Raw genomic sequence first — 20,432 nt, 5'->3', positions numbered from 1 at the left:
CCATGAGTCTCAAAGCCCTGCACGTCATCCCGACGCTGGACATCCTGGCCGGCGGCACCTCCGCGGCCCTGTCCGGAATGGCCTCCGCCCAGGCCCAGGCCGGGATCAAGGTCAGCGTGGTCGCGACGTACGCCGAGGACGGCGTGGAGACCTTCGCGCCCTTTCTCACCGAGCAAGGGGTCGATGTCACACTGCTCGGCCCCACCTCCGGCTCGCTCCGTCGCCACCCCGATCTTGAGCCCACCCTGCGACAGCAGATCCCCGCCCACGATGTCGTCCACGTCCACGGTTTGTGGGAAGAACCGTTACACCTGGCGTTCAAACTGGCGCGAGAGCTCGGCCGCCCTGCGATGCTTTCCCCCCACGGCATGCTCGATCGCTGGAGCCTCGAACAAAGCAAGCTCAAGAAACAGATCTACCTCGCCTGGCGACTCCGCAAACACCTCAAACACGTCGACGCGTTCCACTTCACCACCGATGAGGAACGCGAAAGCGTCGGTCGATTCGGCTACCCCGGCAAGCCGATGGTCGTGCCCCTGGGACTCGACCTCGATGAATTCGATCCGCTCCCCGACGCGGGGCGTTTCCGCGCCCGCTACCCCAAGCTCGGCGACAAGCCCTACGCCCTGTTCCTGTCTCGGCTGCACCACAAGAAAGGGCTGGAACTGCTCCTGCCCGCGTTCGCCCAGCTCCGCGAGCAACACCCCGACTGGCGTCTGGTGGTCGCGGGCCCGCCGGAGAACGATGCCTACCTCGAATCGCTGCAAGCACTGACGAAATCGCTGGGCATGGTGGAAGACGAAGAGATGTTCTTTGTGGGCATGCAGCGCGGAGCCGAGCGGATCGAAGCGATGGTCGACGCGTCGTTCTTCGTGCTGCCCAGCTACCAGGAAAACTTCGGCATCGTCGTCGCCGAGGCCGGCGCCGCGGGCCTTCCGCTGGTGATCTCCGAACACGTGAACCTGGCCAGCTATGTCGAATCGAACGAGCTCGGTACCATCACCGTCCAGGACGTCGATCAGCTCCGCCAGAGCCTTGATCAGACCATCCGCCGAGACGACCTGGCCGACGTTGGGCGTCGCGCCCGATCGACGACGCTCGAACACTTCGACTGGAAGAACATCGGCCGCCGGTGGATCGACGTCTACGGCCAGCTCACCCCCAACCCCGACGACTAAACTCGAAAGCCATCGTCCCTTGACTACTTCTTCGCCAACCCGAGTCGTCATCATCCAGCCCTCGCTGGCCAAGTACCGCGTGCCGGTGTACCGCCTGCTGGCCAAGCAGCCCGGGATCGACCTCAAGGTTGTCTACGGCCAGGACCCCGGGATCCCCAACGTCGAGCCCGACGGCTTCGAAGGTTCGTTCGAGCCCCACGCCCACGTCGGCATCGGCAAACGCCGACCGTTTGTCTGGCAGCCCGCACAGCTCAAGTACGCCGACCCGAAACACGCCGACGTGCTGATCACGGTCTGGAACAGCCGGTGGCTGAGCCTGCCCCTGGCCGCACGCAAGGCACGCAAAAACGGTGTCCGCACCGTGGTCTGGGGCCACGGCTACTCCAAGAACGAATCCCCCCGCCGCGCGAAACTCCGGCGTCGGGTCGGCCTGATGGCGGACGGCATCCTGTTCTATTCAAAGACCGTGGCCGACCGCTACATCGCCGACGGCGTCGACCCCGACAACGTCTTTGTCGCCCCCAACTGCCTGGACCAGGAACCGATCCAGGCCGCACGCCAGGCTTGGCAATCCGATCCCGCTCGCCTAGATACTTTCCGCCAAGAACAAGGCCTCCCCGACGACGCAGACACGATGCTCTACGTCTCACGTTTCGACCCGGCCAACCGTGTCGATCTGCTGCTTCACGCCATCGCGTCGCTTTCCGAAAGCCGACCCAACCTGCGTGCCCACCTCATCGGCAAGGTCAACGACGAAGCCACTCGGCTGCAACAACTCGCCAAAGAGCTGGGCATCGCCGACCGCGTCATCTTCCCCGGCGCGATCTACGGTGAGGACGACATCGCGCCCTGGTTCCTGACCGCCAAAGTCTTCTGCTACCCCTCCAACATCGGGCTGAGCGTGCACCACGCCATGGGCTACGGCCTCCCGGTCATCACCGGCGACAACGCCGACATCCAGAACCCGGAATTCGAAGCGATCGCCGATGGCGTGAACGGCAAGACCTTTGCCGACCAGTCCGCCGAAGGGTTGGCCCAAGCCCTCGACGAGGTTCTGCAAGACCCGGCTCAGCTCGAAGCGCTGTCACGCAACGCCCTGAGCACCGCCCGCAACGACTACAACCTCCCCAACATGGTGTCGGGGATCACCCGCGCCATTCACGGCCAGTAAATCCAAGCACGGGCGGGCAACACAACAGCAACCCCCACGCGGTTGGGTCGGTCAACTTGCGTCGAGCTGCGACAAGATCAGCTTCGCGTTCAGCGTGCGGTAGTTCTCCACCGAGTGGCGCTGGGCATAACCAATCACCCGTTCGCGATCGGCGTCCGACCACGGCTCGTCCAAGCTCGCGAGCAGGGTCTTGGTGAATCCTTCGAGATCCGCGACATCGCATATTTTGCCGAGGCTCTCGGTTTCGACCACATGACCAATGCACCCCCGGTCGGTCGCCAGCACGGGCGTGCCCGCCGCCGCGGCCCAGAGGATGATGCTCGAACGCCCCGAGTGGTTGGGATACGGCGCAGCGACCAAATCACCCGCCGCTGCGGCACTGAACATGTCCTGCTCGTCCAGCAAACGATCAAGGGAAATGATCTGGCCGGAGTCGAAATACCGTTGAATCTCGGGCTGCTGGATCACCGCCTTGATGTCGTCGTAGTGCGGGCCCGCCAACAGCAACGAGGTGTCTTCCAGCCCCTGCTCCAAAGCCGAGATGAACGCACGGACCAACAGGTCCGCGCCTTTCCGGTTATCGATCACCCCCGAGAGCGAGACGATCCGCCCTTCCGCGGGGAGCCCGAGGCGTTGCCGTGCCTGTGCCCGATCGATCTCGAAAAACTCGACGGGGTTCACCGCCAGCTCGAGTTGGGTCTGCCGGTTCGGCTTGATGGAGGTGGCGAACTCGTGGAGGAATTCGTCATCGAGGTGCAGCCGATCGTACATGCCCTTGGCCAACACCCGGCGGAAGAGGTACCGCTTGAGCTTCGCCGAACGGGAATGGTTGTTGGGGTAGCTGAACTCACCGCGGTAGAGAATGCCCTCGAGCGTGTAGGAACGCTTCGTGCTTTCCCACGGCAGCAAAGAGCGCACCGCCTGGACCTGCCAGACCCCGTCCGCATAGGCCACGAACACGTGATCCGACTGGTGTCGTTGCTGCAGCCGCTTGATCTCCTTGAGACGGTTGGCCGCGATCTTGTACGGCGTGTCGCCGAGCCGTTGGCAATCGGTCACAAGCGTGAAGTGCTCGGCCAGGGGCGCGAGAAACCGCTGGTAGTGATCCGAAGCGGCCCCCTCGGGCGTGGTCGCCAAGACGATGTTGATCTCCGGATGGACAAAGCCCGGGATCATCCGAGCCAGGTAGGGGTAGTGGTGGCCGGTGTACTCGGGTTCGTAGAAAAGAAGATTTCGCATGTTTTGGCGAATTATAATATCTTACCGAGCCCGGAGAAGGCGAAGCACATGGCCCAAACGCAAACCGACGAAGGAGCCTCGATCACGACTCAAGAAGCTCCTGAAATTGCGGTGATCATCCCCCACTTCAACGATTGGGGACGGCTCGAATTGTGCCTCGACGCCCTCGCGGCCCAGACCCTTCCTGCGGATTGCTTCGAAGTGGTGGTCGTGGATAACGGCTCCAGCGACTGGAAGCCCGAGATCGTCGAACGCTTCCCCTTCGCCCGGATCATCAAGGAAACCAAGGTGGGGTCGTACGCCGCCCGCAACGCGGGGATCAACGCCACCACCTCCAAGCTGCTCGCGTTCACCGACTCGGATTGCATCCCCGATCCCTCGTGGCTGGAACATGGCATCAAGTTTCTGCTCGATAATCCGGCCCTCGGGTATCTAGGCGGCCGGATCGATCTGTTCCCAAAAGAACCCGAGTCTCCGCGGGGCGTCGAGCTGTTCGACATGATTTTCGGCCTGAACCAGAAGAGCAACATCGAAGTCTTCGACTTTGCCGCCACCGCCAACATGATCACCCGGCGTCAGGAAATGGATCGTCACGGCATGTTCGACGACCAACTCAAATCCGGTGGCGACAAAGAATGGGGCAACCGGCTCAACGAAGCCGACCGAACCTTTTCGTTTGTCGACGATGTGCTGGTACTCCACCCCGCAAGATTCACGCTGGAAGACCTGCTCCGCCAGGCCCGCCGCCACGCGGGCGGACGCATGGACACCCGCATCAGCCAGGGCCGCAAGTACCGCCCCTTCACCTTCCACTTCTGGAAAACCGTCGCCCGCACCTTGCTGCCGCCCTTCTACATGTTCGGGCGGGCCTACCGATCGCCGGTATGGCGGACGCATGGATGGCTGGCCCTGTTGAAAGTTTTTGTCGTCGCCACCTTCGTGCACTACAACCGGTTCTGGGGCATGATCCGGAGCCGGTGGGGTGCCGAAAGCGAACGGCAATAGTGCCGACCGTTTCTTTCAATTCACTCACCGCAGCCGCGGGGCTTTCGCCCTAGCGTTGCGTAAAACGAAATCACCCAAACATGGGCTCCAGTGAGGCTCTCGTAATCGCGAGAACTCATGAAGTACTAACGTTTCACCCGTGTATCAGAAAACAAGCGCGCGACTCCACCGCGTCACACCGATTGCAAAAACCGGGGACTGTTTTACCCGCGTTTTCGTTTCACCAGTTTCATCAGCCGCTGGATGATCTCGTCAAAAATCTCTCGTGCGAGCAGCCGGGCGACCAAGACGTAGATCGGCAACATCAACGCGATCCCCAGGGCGATGCAGCCGATCTTGCCGATCGGGGTCGCATCCGGCAGCTGCTCCATCGCCAACCACGCGATCCCCATCGACAAGGCGGTGGCGATTAGCGGCGCCGCATAAATCGTCACGATGTCCTTCCACGTCCCGCCGTATTTATGACTGATCAGCCAGACGTGCAGGAAACCGATCACCGAGTAGAACGACGACACGCCGAGCGCGGCCCCCACCGCGTCTCCACGGCTGACCGTCCCGAGATACACCGCAGCCAGGAAGATCGGCGTGTAGCAACAAAAGATGTAGAGCCGAAATTTGAATCGGCCCTGCGCCTGAAGCAGGCTACCCGCCGAGGTGCTGACCACGCGGAACACGGTCGCGAGGCTGAGCACCTGAAAGATCGTGATGGCGGGATACCAACGCTCATCAAACATCAGGCGGATCAGCGGATCGGCGATCAGGATCTGCATGCCCGCAAACGGCATCGCAGCCAGGGTCAACATCCGGCTGACCCGCAGATAGACCTCGGTCTGGCGGTAGGGATCGTCGATCGATGCAAGGGTCGGAAACAGCACGCGCGTGAACTGGCTGCTAAACAACGTAATGACCTGAATCGACAAGTTGAAAGCGAAGAAATAGAGGCCGACCTCCGTGGCGTCCAGCACCAGACCCAGGATGAAGTAGTCGCCCTGAGCGATCACGGCAATCAACACGCTGCCCAACAGCATGACCAAGCTGTCGCTGAGCAGGTAACGCCAACAACTGAAGCGGGGCTTGCCCGTCACCGAAACGTCGGCGGCGCGCCAGAGGCAGACTAGGTTAAAGAGTGCCGCAATCGGCTGGGGCATCACGAAGCTGTATGCCCCAAAACCCAACCAGGCGAACAAGATGGTCAGCCCCATGGTGAGGATGGCTTGAAGCATCCCGACCCGCGAGATCAGGCCGAAACGTAGCTGGCTCTGCAGCTTCGCATCGGCGACCGAGGCGACGCCGTTGATCGGTGCGGCCAGGGCCAGAACCATGATCAGCCCGACCAATTCGGGCTCGCCGTAGACCCTGGCCAAGACCGGGGCCATCCCCAACATCACGGCCGATGTCAGCACACCGAACGTCAGGGACATCCAGAATCCCGGCGTCGCCCACAGGTGAAAACGCCGGTGCCGGTGGACCAGGACCTCTCGGATCCCGGCCCGCTGTAGCAGCGCGGTGAACGCCGTTAGCGTGTACGCCAAGCCGATCAAACCGAACGCCCGGGGGGCGAGGAGCCAAGCCAAAACGACCTGCCCGCCCAGTGAAATGACCTTTGAAAACAACGTGAGCAGCAGTGTCCAAGCAAGCGCCTGAGCCGCGCGTTGGCCAAGGTTGTTGCTTTGGGTCTGAGCCATGTCGTTTTGGTATAGTTTCGCGGATATCGAGGCTGCGCCGTCTATCCGGCGTAATTAAGCTACGCCATAATATCGACCCCTGTTCGATGTGTTGGAGCGTAGAAAGGATTCTGCAAGATGCGTATCGGCATATTGACCTTCCACGCCGCCGACAACTTCGGCGCAGTCTTACAAACCTACGCAACGCAGTCTTATCTGGAAAAAGCCGGGCACGACGTCCGGGTGATCGACTACCGCCCCGAGTCCGCCCGGAAGCACTACAACCGCTTCGGCCTCAGGTCCGGCACGGCCTGGGTGACGGCCAAGAAGCGGTTGAAGTTCGGTAGTTTTCGCAAGAAAGCGTTGCACCTAAGTAAAAACACGCACAACGATATCGCATCCCTCGCAGGCTCCAATCAAGACCTCGACGCGGTGATCATCGGCAGCGACCAGGTTTGGAACATCTCTTCATACCGCGGCTACGACCGCCCGTTCTTCGAGGGTATCAGCCCCGAGCACAACCACCGCAGAATCAGTTACGCCGCGTCCGTGGGCTCCACGGTTTCCTTCGATCCCCACGAGCAAGAAATCCGTGAGCAGCTGCTGAAATTCGACCACCTCTCGGTGCGCGATGTGGTCAGCCGTGAGATGGTTGAAAAGGCGTGCGGCCGGATACCCACCGAAGTGCTCGACCCGGTCTTTCTCGATGACTTCGAAGGAGTGGAGCGACCGGTACCCAAGCTCCCCGAGAAATATATGGCGGTGTACTGCCTGAAACGTGCCGAGGTCTTCGGCCAGGCGGTGAACGCCGCCAAGGCCAAACTTCAACTGCCCGCGATCTCCCTAGGGGTCCTTTCGCCGGGTGCCGACGAAGGCCTGATCGGTATCGGCCCCCGCGAATGGCTCTACTGCATTCGCAACGCGAGCTACCTCGTCACCAACTCTTTCCACGGCGTGTGCTTCTGCATCAAATGGAAACTGCCCTTCTTCGTCGTCCGGATGCCGGGCACCGATCAGCAGCGCCTCGACGATGTGCTGAGCCGGGTCGGGCTGTCGCACCGGGTGATCGAGGGCCCGGACCATGTCGAATCCGCCATGGACAGCCCCATCGATTTCACCGAATCTGAAGCAAAGCTCGCGGCGCTTCGAGATCAATCCACGGGGTTTCTTGCGGAGGCCTTGGCGTGATCGAACCACTCGACTCAGACAAACTCAGCACTTTCCGGACCCACCACCACTTCGAAAACTACGCGGAATTCTCAACGATCGAGGAATTCAAAGATTGCGTGGCCTGGGCCAAAGACAAGAACGTTGACTTCTACATCCTCGGCAACGGCTCGAACACCATTTTTGCAAAAACCAAAGTACGGTCTCTGGTTCTTCGCAACAAGCTCAAGAAAGACCTGACCACGCTAGGTGACGAGACGCACGTCAAGGCGAGCTCTTCGCTGCCCATCTCGGTGATCCTGAAGCACTGCCAGGACCGCAACCTCGACTGCTTCTACTACCTCGCCTCGGTCCCCGCGACGCTCGGCGGGGCGTTGGCGATGAATGCCGGGCGGGGCCGGATTTACAACCAGACGATCTTCGATTTCGTGGAAACCGTGACGTACTTCGACGGCAACGAGGTGATCACCCTCCGCCGAGACGAAATCGAACTGTCATACCGCAAGACCATGTTCACGGGGCTGAACAACTCCCTCATCCTCGAAGCAACTTTCAATTTCCCCGAGCTGCCCGAACGTCAGCCCGATGCCGCCGAGGACGCAGCGGCCGACGGGGCGTCACCCGCCGAAGACGGCTCGGACAAAAAAAAGAAGGCCGTGGATCGCAAGAGCCTGCCCATCAGCCAACGCATCGCGTACTCGAAAGAGAACCAGGACCACTCGGCCCCCAACTGCGGCAGCGTTTTCAAGGAAGCGAAGATGGGTATCCTCGGCCGTATCCAAGGGACCCGGCTGGGCTCCGCTCAGTATTCCCCCAAGACCATCAACTGGTTGCTGAGCCACGGCACCAGCCCCCGGCCGATGATCTGGCTGATCCGTTACGCCAAGGCCGTCCATCTGCTGTTCGGCCGGCGTGCGGTGCTCGAACTGATTGTGGTCAAGTGAGCCGGACGGCTGCCGGGAGCTTCGCCCGCATCTTGCTACCGATAACCTGAACGGATCCCCTCACCTGCAGATCGCAGAATCCACCTTCGGAGGCTGCCGAGAGGTGCACTAGGTTTTGGAACATCGATCCAGCGCGTCATCTTCATAGGATTTTGATGCGGTTCCAGGGCCCGGACATTTCATCAGATACTTGTTCTCGTGAGCCGATATCAAAGTGGATGTTGAACCCTAAGGCAGTGTTGTCGTAGGAATGATGTTCTGGAACAGCATGTCAACGCAGACGGCGGATTTCCCGCATTGATACCGAGACCATGACGATCGATGCCGACACCTCACCGAAGCCCGGGGCCAACGATGCATCGGCGATCGGCCCATCGCTTTACGTCGATCTCGACGGCACGCTGATCCAGAGCGACCTGCTGATCGAGAGCGCGGTCGGGCTGGTCAAGGCCGACCCGGCGTCGCTGTGGTGTGTGCCGGGCTGGCTGGCTCAAGGGCGGCCAATGCTCAAGCGGCAGCTGGCGGAGCGGGCGATGCCCGAGGCGTCGGAGCTGCCCTACCGCCCGGAGGTGTTGGCGTATCTGCGTGAACAACGCGACCAAGGTCGCCAGCTGATCCTGGCCACGGCGGCGGACTGCCCCGCGGCCGAGCGTGTCGCCGAGCACCTGGGCCTCTTCGATGACGTGCTGGCAACGGACGGGCAGACCAACCTGAAGGGCAAGGCCAAGTTGGAAGCCATCCGCAAGCACGCCGACGGCCAGCCGTTTGCGTACATGGGCGACAGCTCGGCGGACGAGCCGATCTGGGCCGAGGCCGACGAACGCCTTATGGCCGGGGGTAACGAAAAGCTGTACCAACGGGTCACCAGCGACGGCGGGGCCTGCCGAGCCTTCGAGATGCAAGGCCCGGCGTGGGGCGCGTTGCTGGCGGGGATGCGTCCGCGGCAGTGGGTCAAAAACGGGTTGCTGTTGGTGCCCATGCTGGCGGGCCACGCGGTCACGGCGGGCAACCTGCTGAGTGTGTTCTGGGGGATCGTTTGTTTCTGTCTGGCCGCGTCGAGCATTTATCTGGTGAACGACACTCTGGACGTCCACGCCGACCGCACGCACCCGACCAAGTCACGGCGGCCGATCGCGTCGGGCCGATTACCGATCCCCACCGCGATCGCCGCGGTGCCCGTGCTGATGGGGACCGCCCTGCTGTTCGCGGCGGTGTTCCTGCCGATCGAATTCCTGGGCTGGCTGGTTGCATATTTGGTGGTGACGGTGCTCTACAGCACGACGCTGCGTAGCCGGCTGCTATTGGATGTGATCACGCTGGCGGGTTTGTACGCCCTGCGAATCTTTGCCGGTGGCGCGGTGGTCCAGATCACCCCGTCGTTCTGGTTGCTGACGCTGTCGATCTTCCTGTTTCTGAGCCTGGGTTTTCTCAAGCGATACGCGGAGCTTCGGAACATGGCCGACGAAGCGGCGACGCAGCCCGGCGAGCCCGCCCGTCACACCGAGCGGGGCTACCTGCCCGAGGACCGCGGGCTGATCCAGCTGATGGGCGTGGTCTCGGGGTATGCCGGGGCGGTGATTCTGTGCCTGTACCTCAACGACCCGATCAGCAAGGAGCTCTACGCCAAGCCGGCCATGCTTTGGCCGGTGGTGCCGCTGTTTGTGTACTGGGTGTCGCGGATCTGGCTGATCGCTCAGCGGGGGCACATGAACGAAGACCCTGTGGCCTGGGCGGTGGGCGACCGGGTGAGTTGGGCCCTGGTGTTTGGGGTGATGTTGCTGGCGATGCTGGCGTCGGGCTGAGAAAATAGAGAAGCCGCCCAACACCTTTTTGTTTGTATGAAAGAGTTCAACGAACTCTACCCCCCTCGGGACAGTAAGCATATACTCCTCTCGTCACTTCCTTTTGTTCGTTTGCTTCCCATGAGTCACCTCAACTTTGAACATGACCGCATCCTGGTCACCGGTGGGCACGGCTTTCTTGGAACACAACTGTGCCAAACCCTGCGTGACCGCGGTGTGACCGCGGACCGGCTCTACGCCCCCACCCACGCCGAGGTCGAGCTGACCGACGAGGCCCAGGTGGCGTCGATGTACCAGCGGTTTAAGCCCGATGTGATCTTCCACCTTGCCGCGGAAGTCGGCGGGATCGGGGCCAACCAAGCCCACCCCGGACGGTTCTTCTACGCCAACTTCGCGATGGGCATCCACCTGATCGAGCAGGCCCGCATCCACGGCCTGCGGAAGTTCGTGCACTGCGGCACCGTCTGCGCCTACCCCGAAAACGCCACCCGGCCGTTCACCGAAGACCAGTTCTGGAACAGCTACCCCGCCCCCATCACCGCGCCCTACGGCATCGCCAAGCTGTCCCTGGGCGTCATGCTCGACGGCTACCGGCGGGAGTACGGCCTCCAATCGTGCATGCTCATCCCCGTGAACCTCTACGGGCCCAACGACAACTTCGACCTGCAGACCGCCCACGTCATGCCCGCGCTGATCCGAAAGTTCCTCCACGCGATCGAGCGCGGCGAGGACACCGTCAGCGTCTGGGGCTCGGGCAAAGCCAGCCGCGAGTTCCTCTACGTCACCGATGCGGCCGACGGGCTGATCCACACCGCGGACCGCGTCGATGAAACCACGCCGATCAACCTCGGATCGGGCCGTGAAACCCCCATCAAGGAACTGGCCGAGATCATCGCCGACGCGACCGGCTTCAAGGGGCAAATCACCTGGGACCACGACAAGCCCGACGGCCAGCCCAGACGCTGCCTCAGCATGGAACGCGCCCACGAGCAACTCGGCTGGAGCGCTCGGGTCCCGCTGGAACAAGGTGTGGAACAGACGGTCGCGTGGTGTAAGGCCAACCAAGGCGACATCCGCGGCTGGGGGCGTGCGGATTCACCGGCTTCGGCCAAGGTGTCCTGAGCGGCCCAATCTTCGAATTTACAGAGGGGGCACCGGCAGACTCGGCGCCGGGGCTTGCGATACGACCTCGACCAGCAGGTCTTCCCAGGCGTGGAAACGGCTGTTGCGGTGGTGTTCGCCGCGCGACGCATCCAAGGCCGCCTGCCCCATCCGCTGCACGCGTTCGGGGTCGTGGGCGAGTTGGAGGATGACGTCGGCCAGCGCCTTGGCGTCGCCGAGCGGGAACCGGATGCCGCCCCCGGTTTCGTCGAGGACGCGGGCGACCTCGGCATCGGGCGGGCCGACAAACAGCGACGTCCGCCCCGCCGCCATGATGCCGAACAACTTGCTGGGGACGACGATGCCGGTGAACGACTCGGACTGGCTGATCAGGTGGACATCCGCCAGGCTCAGCAGGTCCAGCAGCCGTTCACGCGGCTGGTAGGGCTGGATCATGACGTTCTTGAGGCCGTGCTGTTCGACAAACGCTTTCAACGGCGGGATGCGTTTGCCGCCGCCCGCGAAGAGGAACACGATGTCGTCGCGGTCACGCAGCTCAAGGATGGTGTCGCAGAAGGTCTGGTAGTCGTGGGCGAGGCCGAAGTTGCCCGAGTATTGCACGACGAACTTGCCCTCGAGGCCCCACTCCTCGCGGTAGCTGGACTCGGCCGGATCGCTGAGTTCTTCCGGCGGGTCGTTGGGCGACCAGACGCCGATGACTTCGATGTGGTCCTCGCCGATGCCCTTGGCCTTGATCAGGTCCTTCATGCACCGGCCCAGCGCAACCACGCGGTCGGCCCGGCCGATCTCACGCCGGTTGAGCCAGGCAAAGAAGCGCGTCAGCAGACTGTCTTGCTTGCTCACCCCCGCGGCGACGAGCACATCGGGATACAGGTCCATGGTCCACACCACCTGCCGGCAGCGACGCAGCAGGCGCATCATCCAACCGACCATGCCGATGAGCGGAGGCGTCGTCAGGGTGACCACGACGTCGGGCTTGCTGAGCCGGTCACCGATCGGCACCCGGATCCAGATCGCCCGCCACATGGCGGCGACATAAAACAGCCCGAAGTCGACGGCCCGCAGGACGATGCCACGTTTACCGAAGAGCGACAAGCCGACCCGGTTAACGTGCACGCCGTGACGCGTCTCCCGCCCGGGGAGGTCGGCACCCTTTTGGCCGTAGATCGATCGCGAGGCGATGACCGACACGCCGTGGCCCTGCTCGACGAGGTACCGAGCCAAGTCTTCGCAGTGCTGCGCGGTCGCCGCGGCGTCCGGGGCGTAGGCCTGGTTGATGAACAACACCCGCAGCGGCTTGGCGGGCAGGTTCTGCCCATGGTTGATCGCTGGCGTATGGATCGCACGGGCGGCTTCGGGGCCCAGCAAGCCCTCGAGCATCGCATTGAATTTCTCGAACCGGTCCCGCAGGGTGTGGCTGGTCAGCACCGCCTCGCGGGCCTTTTGCCCCATATCCAAGGCGATCGAACGGTCGTCCGCGAGACGCTCGATCTGGGCGACCAGATCATCGGCACTCTCCATCGAGCAGACCTGCCCGCCCCCGCTCTCGGTCAAGACCCGGGCCACCTCAGCCTCGGGCGGGCCGACGTACAGCGACGGCCGGCACGACGCCATGATGCCGAACAACTTGCTGGGCACGACCACGCCGGTGAATTCCGAGCGCTGTGTGATGAGGTGGACATCCCCCAGCCGCAGCAGGTCTTCGAGTTTCTCGCGGGGCTCGTAGTCCTTCTCCAACACATTGGTCAGGCCGTGCTCGGCGACATATTTCGTAATCTCGTCGCGACGACGACCGCCGCCCACAAAGACAAAGCGGATGTCGTCGCGGTGCTGAAGCCGTTGGGCGGCCTCGGCCAGGATCTTGGCCCGGTGAGCCACACCCAGGTTGCCCGAGTACATCACAACAAACTTGTCTTCCAGCCCCCACGCCTCGCGGTAGCTCGAGGGCTGTCGCGCTTCCTCCAATTCCAACACCCGGCTGACCGGCCAGACGCTGATCATCTCGACGTCCGCGGGCTCCACGCCCTGGCCCACCACCCGGTCGCGCATGCACCGCCCCACCGTCACCACCCGGTCGGCCCGCCGCATGCACCACAGGTTGAACCGGTGCATCATCCGGCCGAACAACGATTCGGGCTTCACGATCCCCGCCGAGGTGAGCACGTCGGGATAGAGGTCCATCGACCAGTTGATCGCGTAGCGCCCTCGGCGGTTGCCGCCCAGCAGGAAACGCACGATCACCCCGATGAACCCGATGTACGGCGGGCTGGTCAGCGTGACGACAACCTGCGGCTTGCCGCTGGGCATCCGCACCCGCCAGGCCTTGAACGTGGCGGCGAGGTAGAACATCGTCGCGTCAAACGTCCGGGCGCGGACCGAACCCTTACCGAAGCGAGCGACCCCGACCCGGTGGACCTCGACGCCGTCGCGCTTCTCGTAACGCGGCAGCACCGCCCCGGCCTGGCCGTAGAGCGAGCGCGAGGTAACGATCGCCACCTCGTGACCAGCGTCGGCGAACTGCCGAGCCATGTCTTCGAGCAGCTGGGCCGACGCCGCAACGTCGGGGGCGTAAGTCTGATTGATGAAGAGAATCTGCATGTAAGAGCGTGGACAGGTTTCCGACCGAACCGATTCAATCCCCCCAAACGCTACGACCGGACCTCCGGGCAAAACTCCTCCATCGGACCCAACGCGTTGAGGGTGCAAAACCCCCGCTGACAGCGGCCCAACGGGCCTCTGCCGGACCGGAAGCATACCCCATGCCTCGCCCGGGGCAAGCCGTTAATCAAGCGATCACAATGTGCGAACGATCCCCCGACACGTCCCGCAACGCGTTGCGGGTGTCGATGATCAGCTTGGCGTGGTCGGCGATCATCTGCCAGTCGTACGCGTCGTGGTGCGTGGCCACGACCACCGCGTCGTAGCCCGCCAGCGTCTCGGGCGTCACCGGCTGGCTCTCCAGCGTCAGGTCGTGTTTCCGGCCCTTCCACGGCTTGGGGATGTGCGGGTCGTTGTATTGCACATCGGCCCCCGCGTCGATCAACTTCTCGATGATCTCGAAGCTCGGGCTCTCCCGCACATCGTCCACGTTCGGCTTGTACGCCAACCCCAGCACCAGCACCTTCGACCGGCTGATCGCCAGGCCGTGTCGGTTCAGGCCTTCCGCCAGACGCTGCACGACGTACCCCGGCATGTCGCGGTTCACCTCACCCGCCAGCTCGATGAAGCGTGTGGCAATCCCCACCTCCCGCGCTTTCCACGTCAGGTAGTACGGATCGATCGGTATGCAGTGCCCGCCCAAGCCGGGGCCGGGGTAGAACGGCATGAAGCCGAACGGCTTGGTTGACGCCGCTTCGACCACATCAAAGATGTTGATCCCCATCTTCGTCAGCACGACCTTCATCTCATTGACCAGCGCGATGTTCACCGCCCGGAAGATGTTTTCGAGCAGCTTCGCGGCCTCGGCGATCTCGGCACTGTCCACCCGGTGGACCTGCGCGATCGCCGCGGAGTAGAGCAACTCCGCCAATCGGCCCGACTCATCGTCGATCCCGCCGACCAGCTTCGGGATCGTCTGGGTGTTGTGATTCTGCCGGCCCGGGTCTTCCCGCTCCGGCGAGTAGGCGAGGTAGAACCCGTCGTCGCTGCCACACGCCAAACCCTTGGCCTCGAACGCGGGGAGCATGATCTCACGCGTGGTCCGCGGGTAGGTGGTCGATTCGAGCACCACCAGCTGCCCCGGACGCAGGGCTGCGGCGATGTCGGCCGTGGTCCGTTCGACGTACGACAGGTCCGGCTCGAGGTGCTTGCCCAGCGGGGTCGGGACGCAGGAGATCACGACATCCGCTTCGCTTAGGCGGGCGAAATCCGTGGTGGGCTCGAAGCGGTCCGAGCCGCTGAGCTTCTGGGCCAGTTCCTCGCCCAGGTGCTTGAGGTAGTTCTCCCCGGCGTTGAGCCGATCGATCTTCTTCTGGTCGACGTCGAAGCCCAGGACACCGAACCCCGCCTCGTGGAAGGCGTGGCACAACGGCAGGCCGACGTAGCCGAGCCCGATCACCCCGACGGTTGCTGAGCGGTCACGGATCTTTTGTTCTAAGGACAAGTTGGGTCACACCGAAACGAGGAAGGCCGAGCCACAGGAATACAGAAGGCACGCGGGGCCTGAACGCCGCACCCCCGGTCGGCCAAGTATATCAAGCACAGCCAAACGCCCCGGTGGCCCGCTGGACATCTCGGACTGCCAAACGGAGCCCGTATGCCGGTTAACGGTTGTCTGCGGTCACCGCCCAGAGGTTAACCGGCACGGTGGTATCGTTGAACTCGTACGCGGTGACGTGGCCATCACCAAATGCGTAATTCGAGACGCCGCCCCGCTCGGGGTTGCCGGTGCCACCGTGGCGGGAGCGTTCCAACACGCGGTAGGGATCATTGGCAAAGATGTCGAGGTAAAAACTCGCCTCGCTGCTTTCTTTCTCCCCGAAAAAGATGACCTCAGAAAAGTTCACCAAGGCCGCCTGTGGCATCGCGGTTTCATCGTCTTCGTCCCATGTGCCGTTTGGCGCACTCACGTTTGCATCGTGCTTCAGGTCATTAAAACCATTGAAGAGATAGCTCCGATCCGCAATATCAAATTCCTCAACGACCTGAGGCGGCGTCAGGCTAATCGGCGATTCATCGTTAGGACAAACCAACAACTCGGGAGTCTGGATCGTCTGCCGGAAATAGTGAGGCCAACGAGCATCGCCGTTGTCGCCAGCTCTTGAGGGATACTTCCCCTTGGATTCCTGGGCGTAGATCTCCGCCGCCAAGACCAGTTGCTTCATCTTACTGGAGCACTGCATCGTACGGGCCGTCTCACGGGCCGCGGCGAGCGAGGGCAGGAGCAGCCCGATCAGCAAAGCGATGATGCTGATGACCACCAGTAATTCGATCAGTGTGAATCCGGAGCGTGTGTGACGTGACATGACGGCCTGACCCCTTGTAAAAACATTTAAAAATTCTCATCCTTGACGAAAACCATGCTATAGCATGTACGTCTAATAGACGACACCGTTTCACGAATATTTCGCATCGCTGGTCTTTTTTGCCGTCATTTCCTCAAAGGAGAAATCTCCCATGGACAATCGCAAAGTCGGTCTGATCATTGTTTTAGTGCTGATCGGGATCGGTTACGCGGTAATGTTCAACAGCCGCAAACTTCCCCCCGTCGAAGTGATGTTCATCCAACCCAAGGCCACCGACCGAGCCCTCTTCTCGTTCAACGACGAGGTCGCGTTCGAAGAAATCAAGGTCGTCCGTCCCGCCGTCGAACCCAAAGAAGGCGAGCTCTACATGGTCACTGAGGACCAGATCGTCTGGCACCTGATCCCGCGTGAACCCAAAGAAGGCGAGGAGGAAATCGAACGCCCCGCGACCGACCTTCTCCGCTACGGCCAAGGGATGCGGGGCATGCGGCGGGCCGAAGGCATTCCCCGTCGGGGCATCCCCCTCGAGCCGGGCGTGGGCTATATCTTTTCTGCCACGCTTGCCGATGGCGAAGGTGAAGTCGAACTCACCTTCACCACCGCGGGAAAAAGCTGAATCTCCCCTGGTTCACCCGACACGCTTAAACATTCTCACGGCTCGATCCGGCCCTGCCGCGCCGCACGCGGGCTGATCCCGAAGTGTTTCTTGAAGGTGCGCGAAAAATAGAACGGGTTGTCGTACCCGCAGGCCTCGCCCACGTCCGCGATACGCTGGTTGGTAGAAGTCAACAGCGACAACGCCTGGTTCATCCGACGCTCGAGCATGTAGGCGTAGGGCGTCTTCCCGTAGGCCTGAACAAACAGCCGATGGAAATAATCCGGGCTGAGGTCCACCACCTCGGCCACGGCGTCGAGCGCGGGCTGGTCCAGGTCGTGATGGTTCATGTATTGGATCGCCGGGGCCAGCCGCTCCATCAGCTCGACATTACGCGGGTCGGGCGCTGAATCCCGGGCGGTGTCGATGGCCAGCGACGCAAAGTACGACACCATCGCCAGCAGCCGCGCCGAAACCGCAGACGGCCGATCCTGATCGGGCAGAGATCGCCCCAGATCACGGTAGACCTCTCGCCACATCGCGTGATCTTTCGCGGGCCAGGCGATGACTTCATGCAGGGGCAGCATCGCCAGCTCCAGGGTCGCGCCAATCACTTGGAAATGCAGCCAATCCACGACCATCTCACGATCACAGCCATGCGTGTAACGCCCCCCACCGGGAATGAGATAGATGTGCTGCGGACGTAGCGTGGTGCGTCCAGCATCCGATTCGATCCAGGCCGAGCCGCGCTGGGGGAAATACAGCCGTGAAATCCGCTGCGGCTGCCACTGGTTGTCTTGCCAAGCAGGGGTGCACACAAAACGCCCCCCAACCGTGATCCTGTACGTACCTTCGATCATACGGCAAGTCTGACAGCCCAGAACTGAATGTCAAGATCGTGCATACAAAAGCAACGGTTCGTGTATGGCCAATTCGTGTTGCCTGAGTAAGGTGAAGTGGTTCAATTCAGTCTATCTCTCGACCCGAAAGGTCATGCCGTTATGCCCACCACCACCGAACCCGCTTACGAACAACTGATGGCCAGCCGCGACCTGAGTTTCGCGCCCTCAGATCCCAGCCAAGCCCAGACACTAAGCCCCGCCCAGGTCGAGCAATACAACCGCGACGGCTACCTGATGCCGTTCTCCATCTACAACGAGCTCGAAGCGCAGGCCAACCGGGCCTACTTCGACTACCTGCTCGCGGCGATGCGTGTCCACAACGACGGCCGCGACACCTACGCGATCAACGGCTACCACACGCGCTGCGAGGGGATCTACGACATGGCCACCCACCCTGCGATCCTCGACATCGTGCAGGACCTGATCGGCCCGAATATCGTCGCGTGGGGGACGCACTTCTTCTGCAAGGTGCCCCACGACCCCAAGGCCGTGCCCTGGCACCAGGACGCGTCGTATTGGCCGTTTGAGAAGTCGCGCACCGTCACGGTGTGGCTGGCGATCGACGACGCGGACGAAGAAAACGCAGCGATGAAGGTCATCCCCCGCACGCACACCCTCGGCAAGCTCGAATGGCAAGACACCGCGGGCCCGGCCGTGCTCAACCAGGAAATCCAGGACATCGAGCAGTACGGCGACCCCGTCTCGATCAACCTCAAGGCCGGCCAAATCGAGCTCCACGCCGACATGATAGCCCACGGCTCCACCCCCAACCCCTCGGCCCGCCGCCGCTGCGGCCTGACCATCCGCTACTGCGCCCCGGACACGTTCAACTTCCACCCCACCTGGCGCGATAACGCCATCCTCTGCCGCGGCGAAGACACGACCGGAGTCGGCCAATGGAACTACCAACCCCGCCCCGCCGGCAACGACCTATCCATCGCCAACAAGCCCAAAGCCATCGGCGACAACTAACACATCCCCGAATGCCCGCCGCTGCGAAGCTGCGGCGTGGCTCTCTTCTTTGCATATCCCTCACCTCTCAATCGCCCTGCCCATGAAACACCTCCCCCTGCTGCTCTTGTTGATTTCCTGCGCGTTCTCCCCCGCCGCGATGCCCCAGGTCGTCCCTGATCAAACCGAAGACGGCTCCGCCGAGGCCTATCAGAATCCCGCCACCGGCGAGGCCATCACACCCACCATCGAGGTGCGCGATGACGGCAAGTCGTATTACACCTGGCCGCACTGGAATAAGTGGACCAACGGCAAGATGCACGTCGAGAACCCGCGAACCACCCACCCCGATGCGCAGTGGTGGCCCGACGCGGGCTTAGGTTTATTTCTCTGCTGGGGCCTGCCCAGCGCCTTCGAGCCCAACGGCGAGGGCTGGTCGGGCATCTGGTCGCAGGATCGCGAGGACCGTGGCGCGTTTTACCCGCAGTCTGAGATCTGGGCCGCTGCCGAGGGATGGAACCCCACGGATTACGACCCCGAGAAGTGGATGGCCGCCGCCGCCAAGGCCGGCTTCCAATACTCGGTCATCACCACCAAGCACCACGGCGGCTACGCCATGTGGGACTCGGACCACGCCCTCATCGGGGTCCGCCAATTCATGAACGGCCGAGACCTCCTCGCCCCGTGGACCGAGGCCTGCCGAAACCACGGCATCAAGGTCGGCTTCTACTACTCCGGCATGGATTGGTATTTCGAACGCGACTACAAAAGCTTCAGCTACGACCCTCAATGGCCCGTCAATTACAAGGGCGAACACGTGAAGTCGCTGCCGAAACGGCCGCCGAGTTTCAGCAAGGCCTACGAGGAGTACAACGCCGCGCAGGTCAAAGAGATCATGGAGCGGTTCGAACCCGACATCTGGTGGGGCGACGGCGGCCACGGCATGCACGCCGACGACATCCGCGCCCTCAAGCCCGGCATCGTGCTCAACAACCGCGGCCTAGGCGGCGGCGACCACGCGACCGCCGAGGGCTTCCACATGGCCCATCCCCAATTCGTCAAGAAACCCGTCGTCGCCAACGGCTGGTGGTGGGAAGTCAACGCCATCATCCAGGGCGGCTCGTGGCACTACGACAAAAACCACGGCGAACGCATCTACGACTCCGATGTCGTCCTGATGCATCTCGCAAAAGCCCGGTGCATGGGCGGCAACCTGCTGGCCAACATCGGACCCCGCCCCGACGGCAGGATGCAGGAGCAGGCCTACCGCCTGTTCGACGACATGGCCGAATGGATGAAGACCAACCGCGACTCGGTCTTCGGCATCAACGGCGGCGGCCCCTGGCCCGAACGCTGCAACGTCCCCATCACCTGCCGCGACGCCGTGTGGTACTTCCACGCCACCGCAAAACAAGCCACCGCCGAGGACCCGATTGTCTTGCAAGACGCCGCCGAGCCGGTCTCGGTCAAGCTCATGCGAACCGGCGAGGAGCTCGAATACACATACGCCAACAACGTGCTCAAATTCTCCATCCCCGATGACACGAAAGCCGGCCATGTCACCGACGTGGTCGTCGTCGATTTCGGCAAGGACTTCGATACCACGCCCTATCTGTTCAAGCATTGGTAACGGGCAACCCCCGATAGATCGGCACATCTCGTAAATGTGCATAGCTTTCTCGTGTTTGCGCATAGCCACAGTTCGGTAAATCGGTAAGGTGCAAAGCG

16 protein-coding genes are annotated in these 20,432 nt (G+C 62.4%); 10 read left to right on the top strand and 6 right to left on the bottom strand.

Features of this window, described 5'->3' with window-relative positions:
• The first annotated feature begins 2 nt into the window (after nucleotides 1-2).
• Together HNQ40_RS13145 and HNQ40_RS13140 are read left to right on the top strand one after the other, a co-directional pair.
• Entirely contained in the window at nucleotides 3-1,178 is a 1,176-nt protein-coding gene (locus HNQ40_RS13145; RefSeq protein WP_184678283.1) for a glycosyltransferase, read from the top strand.
• 19 nt (nucleotides 1,179-1,197) lie between these two features.
• Nucleotides 1,198-2,349: a glycosyltransferase family 4 protein gene (locus HNQ40_RS13140; protein WP_184678282.1), complete on the top strand. Its 1,152-nt coding sequence runs from the start codon at nucleotides 1,198-1,200 to the stop codon at nucleotides 2,347-2,349.
• Nucleotides 2,350-2,400: 51 nt separating this feature from the next.
• On the opposite strand, the gene HNQ40_RS13135 is transcribed toward HNQ40_RS13140, so the two are convergent.
• On the bottom strand, nucleotides 2,401-3,588 hold the full coding sequence (locus HNQ40_RS13135; RefSeq protein WP_184678281.1) for a glycosyltransferase: 1,188 nt from the start codon (nucleotides 3,586-3,588) through the stop codon (nucleotides 2,401-2,403).
• A gap of 48 nt (nucleotides 3,589-3,636) precedes the next feature.
• Between HNQ40_RS13135 and HNQ40_RS13130 the strand changes: the two genes are divergently transcribed.
• Nucleotides 3,637-4,593 (top strand): glycosyltransferase, encoded by a 957-nt coding sequence (locus HNQ40_RS13130; protein WP_184678280.1) that lies wholly within the window; start codon nucleotides 3,637-3,639, stop codon nucleotides 4,591-4,593.
• A 203-nt stretch (nucleotides 4,594-4,796) separates the two neighbouring features.
• Here HNQ40_RS13130 and HNQ40_RS13125 read toward each other — a convergent pair whose 3' ends face one another.
• Nucleotides 4,797-6,278: an oligosaccharide flippase family protein gene (locus HNQ40_RS13125; protein ID WP_184678279.1), complete on the bottom strand. Its 1,482-nt coding sequence runs from the start codon at nucleotides 6,276-6,278 to the stop codon at nucleotides 4,797-4,799.
• A 117-nt stretch (nucleotides 6,279-6,395) separates the two neighbouring features.
• Here HNQ40_RS13125 and HNQ40_RS13120 point away from each other — a divergent pair, with 117 nt between their 5' ends.
• From HNQ40_RS13120 to HNQ40_RS13105, 4 genes are all read left to right on the top strand, one after another.
• A complete protein-coding gene (locus HNQ40_RS13120) occupies nucleotides 6,396-7,445 on the top strand; it encodes a polysaccharide pyruvyl transferase family protein (protein ID WP_184678278.1) in 1,050 nt (349 codons plus the stop codon).
• Nucleotides 7,442-8,368, top strand: coding sequence for an FAD-binding protein (locus tag HNQ40_RS13115; RefSeq protein ID WP_184678277.1), 927 nt, complete (start codon nucleotides 7,442-7,444; stop codon nucleotides 8,366-8,368). The genes HNQ40_RS13120 and HNQ40_RS13115 overlap by 4 nt, the downstream gene beginning before the upstream one ends.
• 311 nt (nucleotides 8,369-8,679) lie before the next feature.
• On the top strand, nucleotides 8,680-10,170 hold the full coding sequence (locus tag HNQ40_RS13110) for a UbiA family prenyltransferase (RefSeq protein WP_184678276.1): 1,491 nt from the start codon (nucleotides 8,680-8,682) through the stop codon (nucleotides 10,168-10,170).
• A 120-nt stretch (nucleotides 10,171-10,290) separates the two neighbouring features.
• Nucleotides 10,291-11,292, top strand: coding sequence for a GDP-L-fucose synthase family protein (locus tag HNQ40_RS13105; protein ID WP_184678275.1), 1,002 nt, complete (start codon nucleotides 10,291-10,293; stop codon nucleotides 11,290-11,292).
• An 18-nt stretch (nucleotides 11,293-11,310) separates the two neighbouring features.
• Here HNQ40_RS13105 and HNQ40_RS13100 read toward each other — a convergent pair whose 3' ends face one another.
• From HNQ40_RS13100 to HNQ40_RS13090, 3 genes are all read right to left on the bottom strand, one after another.
• A complete protein-coding gene (locus tag HNQ40_RS13100; protein WP_184678274.1) occupies nucleotides 11,311-13,890 on the bottom strand; it encodes a glycosyltransferase family 4 protein in 2,580 nt (859 codons plus the stop codon).
• A gap of 187 nt (nucleotides 13,891-14,077) precedes the next feature.
• Nucleotides 14,078-15,394 (bottom strand): nucleotide sugar dehydrogenase, encoded by a 1,317-nt coding sequence (locus tag HNQ40_RS13095; RefSeq protein ID WP_184678273.1) that lies wholly within the window; start codon nucleotides 15,392-15,394, stop codon nucleotides 14,078-14,080.
• Between the two features lie 160 nt (nucleotides 15,395-15,554).
• Nucleotides 15,555-16,256 (bottom strand): type II secretion system protein, encoded by a 702-nt coding sequence (locus HNQ40_RS13090; protein WP_184678272.1) that lies wholly within the window; start codon nucleotides 16,254-16,256, stop codon nucleotides 15,555-15,557.
• Nucleotides 16,257-16,407: 151 nt separating this feature from the next.
• Between HNQ40_RS13090 and HNQ40_RS13085 the strand changes: the two genes are divergently transcribed.
• The gene (locus HNQ40_RS13085) at nucleotides 16,408-16,872 is read left to right on the top strand and encodes a hypothetical protein (RefSeq protein WP_184678271.1); all 465 of its coding nucleotides are present in this window, start codon (nucleotides 16,408-16,410) and stop codon (nucleotides 16,870-16,872) included.
• Between the two features lie 35 nt (nucleotides 16,873-16,907).
• Here the strand turns inward: HNQ40_RS13085 and HNQ40_RS13080 are convergent, their stop codons facing one another.
• The gene (locus HNQ40_RS13080; RefSeq protein WP_184678270.1) at nucleotides 16,908-17,711 is read right to left on the bottom strand and encodes a helix-turn-helix transcriptional regulator; all 804 of its coding nucleotides are present in this window, start codon (nucleotides 17,709-17,711) and stop codon (nucleotides 16,908-16,910) included.
• A 141-nt stretch (nucleotides 17,712-17,852) separates the two neighbouring features.
• Between HNQ40_RS13080 and HNQ40_RS13075 the strand changes: the two genes are divergently transcribed.
• Both HNQ40_RS13075 and HNQ40_RS13070 read left to right on the top strand, forming a co-directional pair.
• Nucleotides 17,853-18,725: a phytanoyl-CoA dioxygenase family protein gene (locus HNQ40_RS13075; protein ID WP_221435526.1), complete on the top strand. Its 873-nt coding sequence runs from the start codon at nucleotides 17,853-17,855 to the stop codon at nucleotides 18,723-18,725.
• A gap of 82 nt (nucleotides 18,726-18,807) precedes the next feature.
• A complete protein-coding gene (locus HNQ40_RS13070; RefSeq protein ID WP_184678269.1) occupies nucleotides 18,808-20,334 on the top strand; it encodes an alpha-L-fucosidase in 1,527 nt (508 codons plus the stop codon).
• Nucleotides 20,335-20,432: the final 98 nt, after the last annotated feature.

The sequence above is a fragment of the Algisphaera agarilytica genome, assembly GCF_014207595.1.
GTDB lineage: Bacteria > Planctomycetota > Phycisphaerae > Phycisphaerales > Phycisphaeraceae > Algisphaera > Algisphaera agarilytica.
Note: the sequence above shows the minus strand (reverse complement) of the source record. Positions and strands in the feature narration are given on the sequence as shown.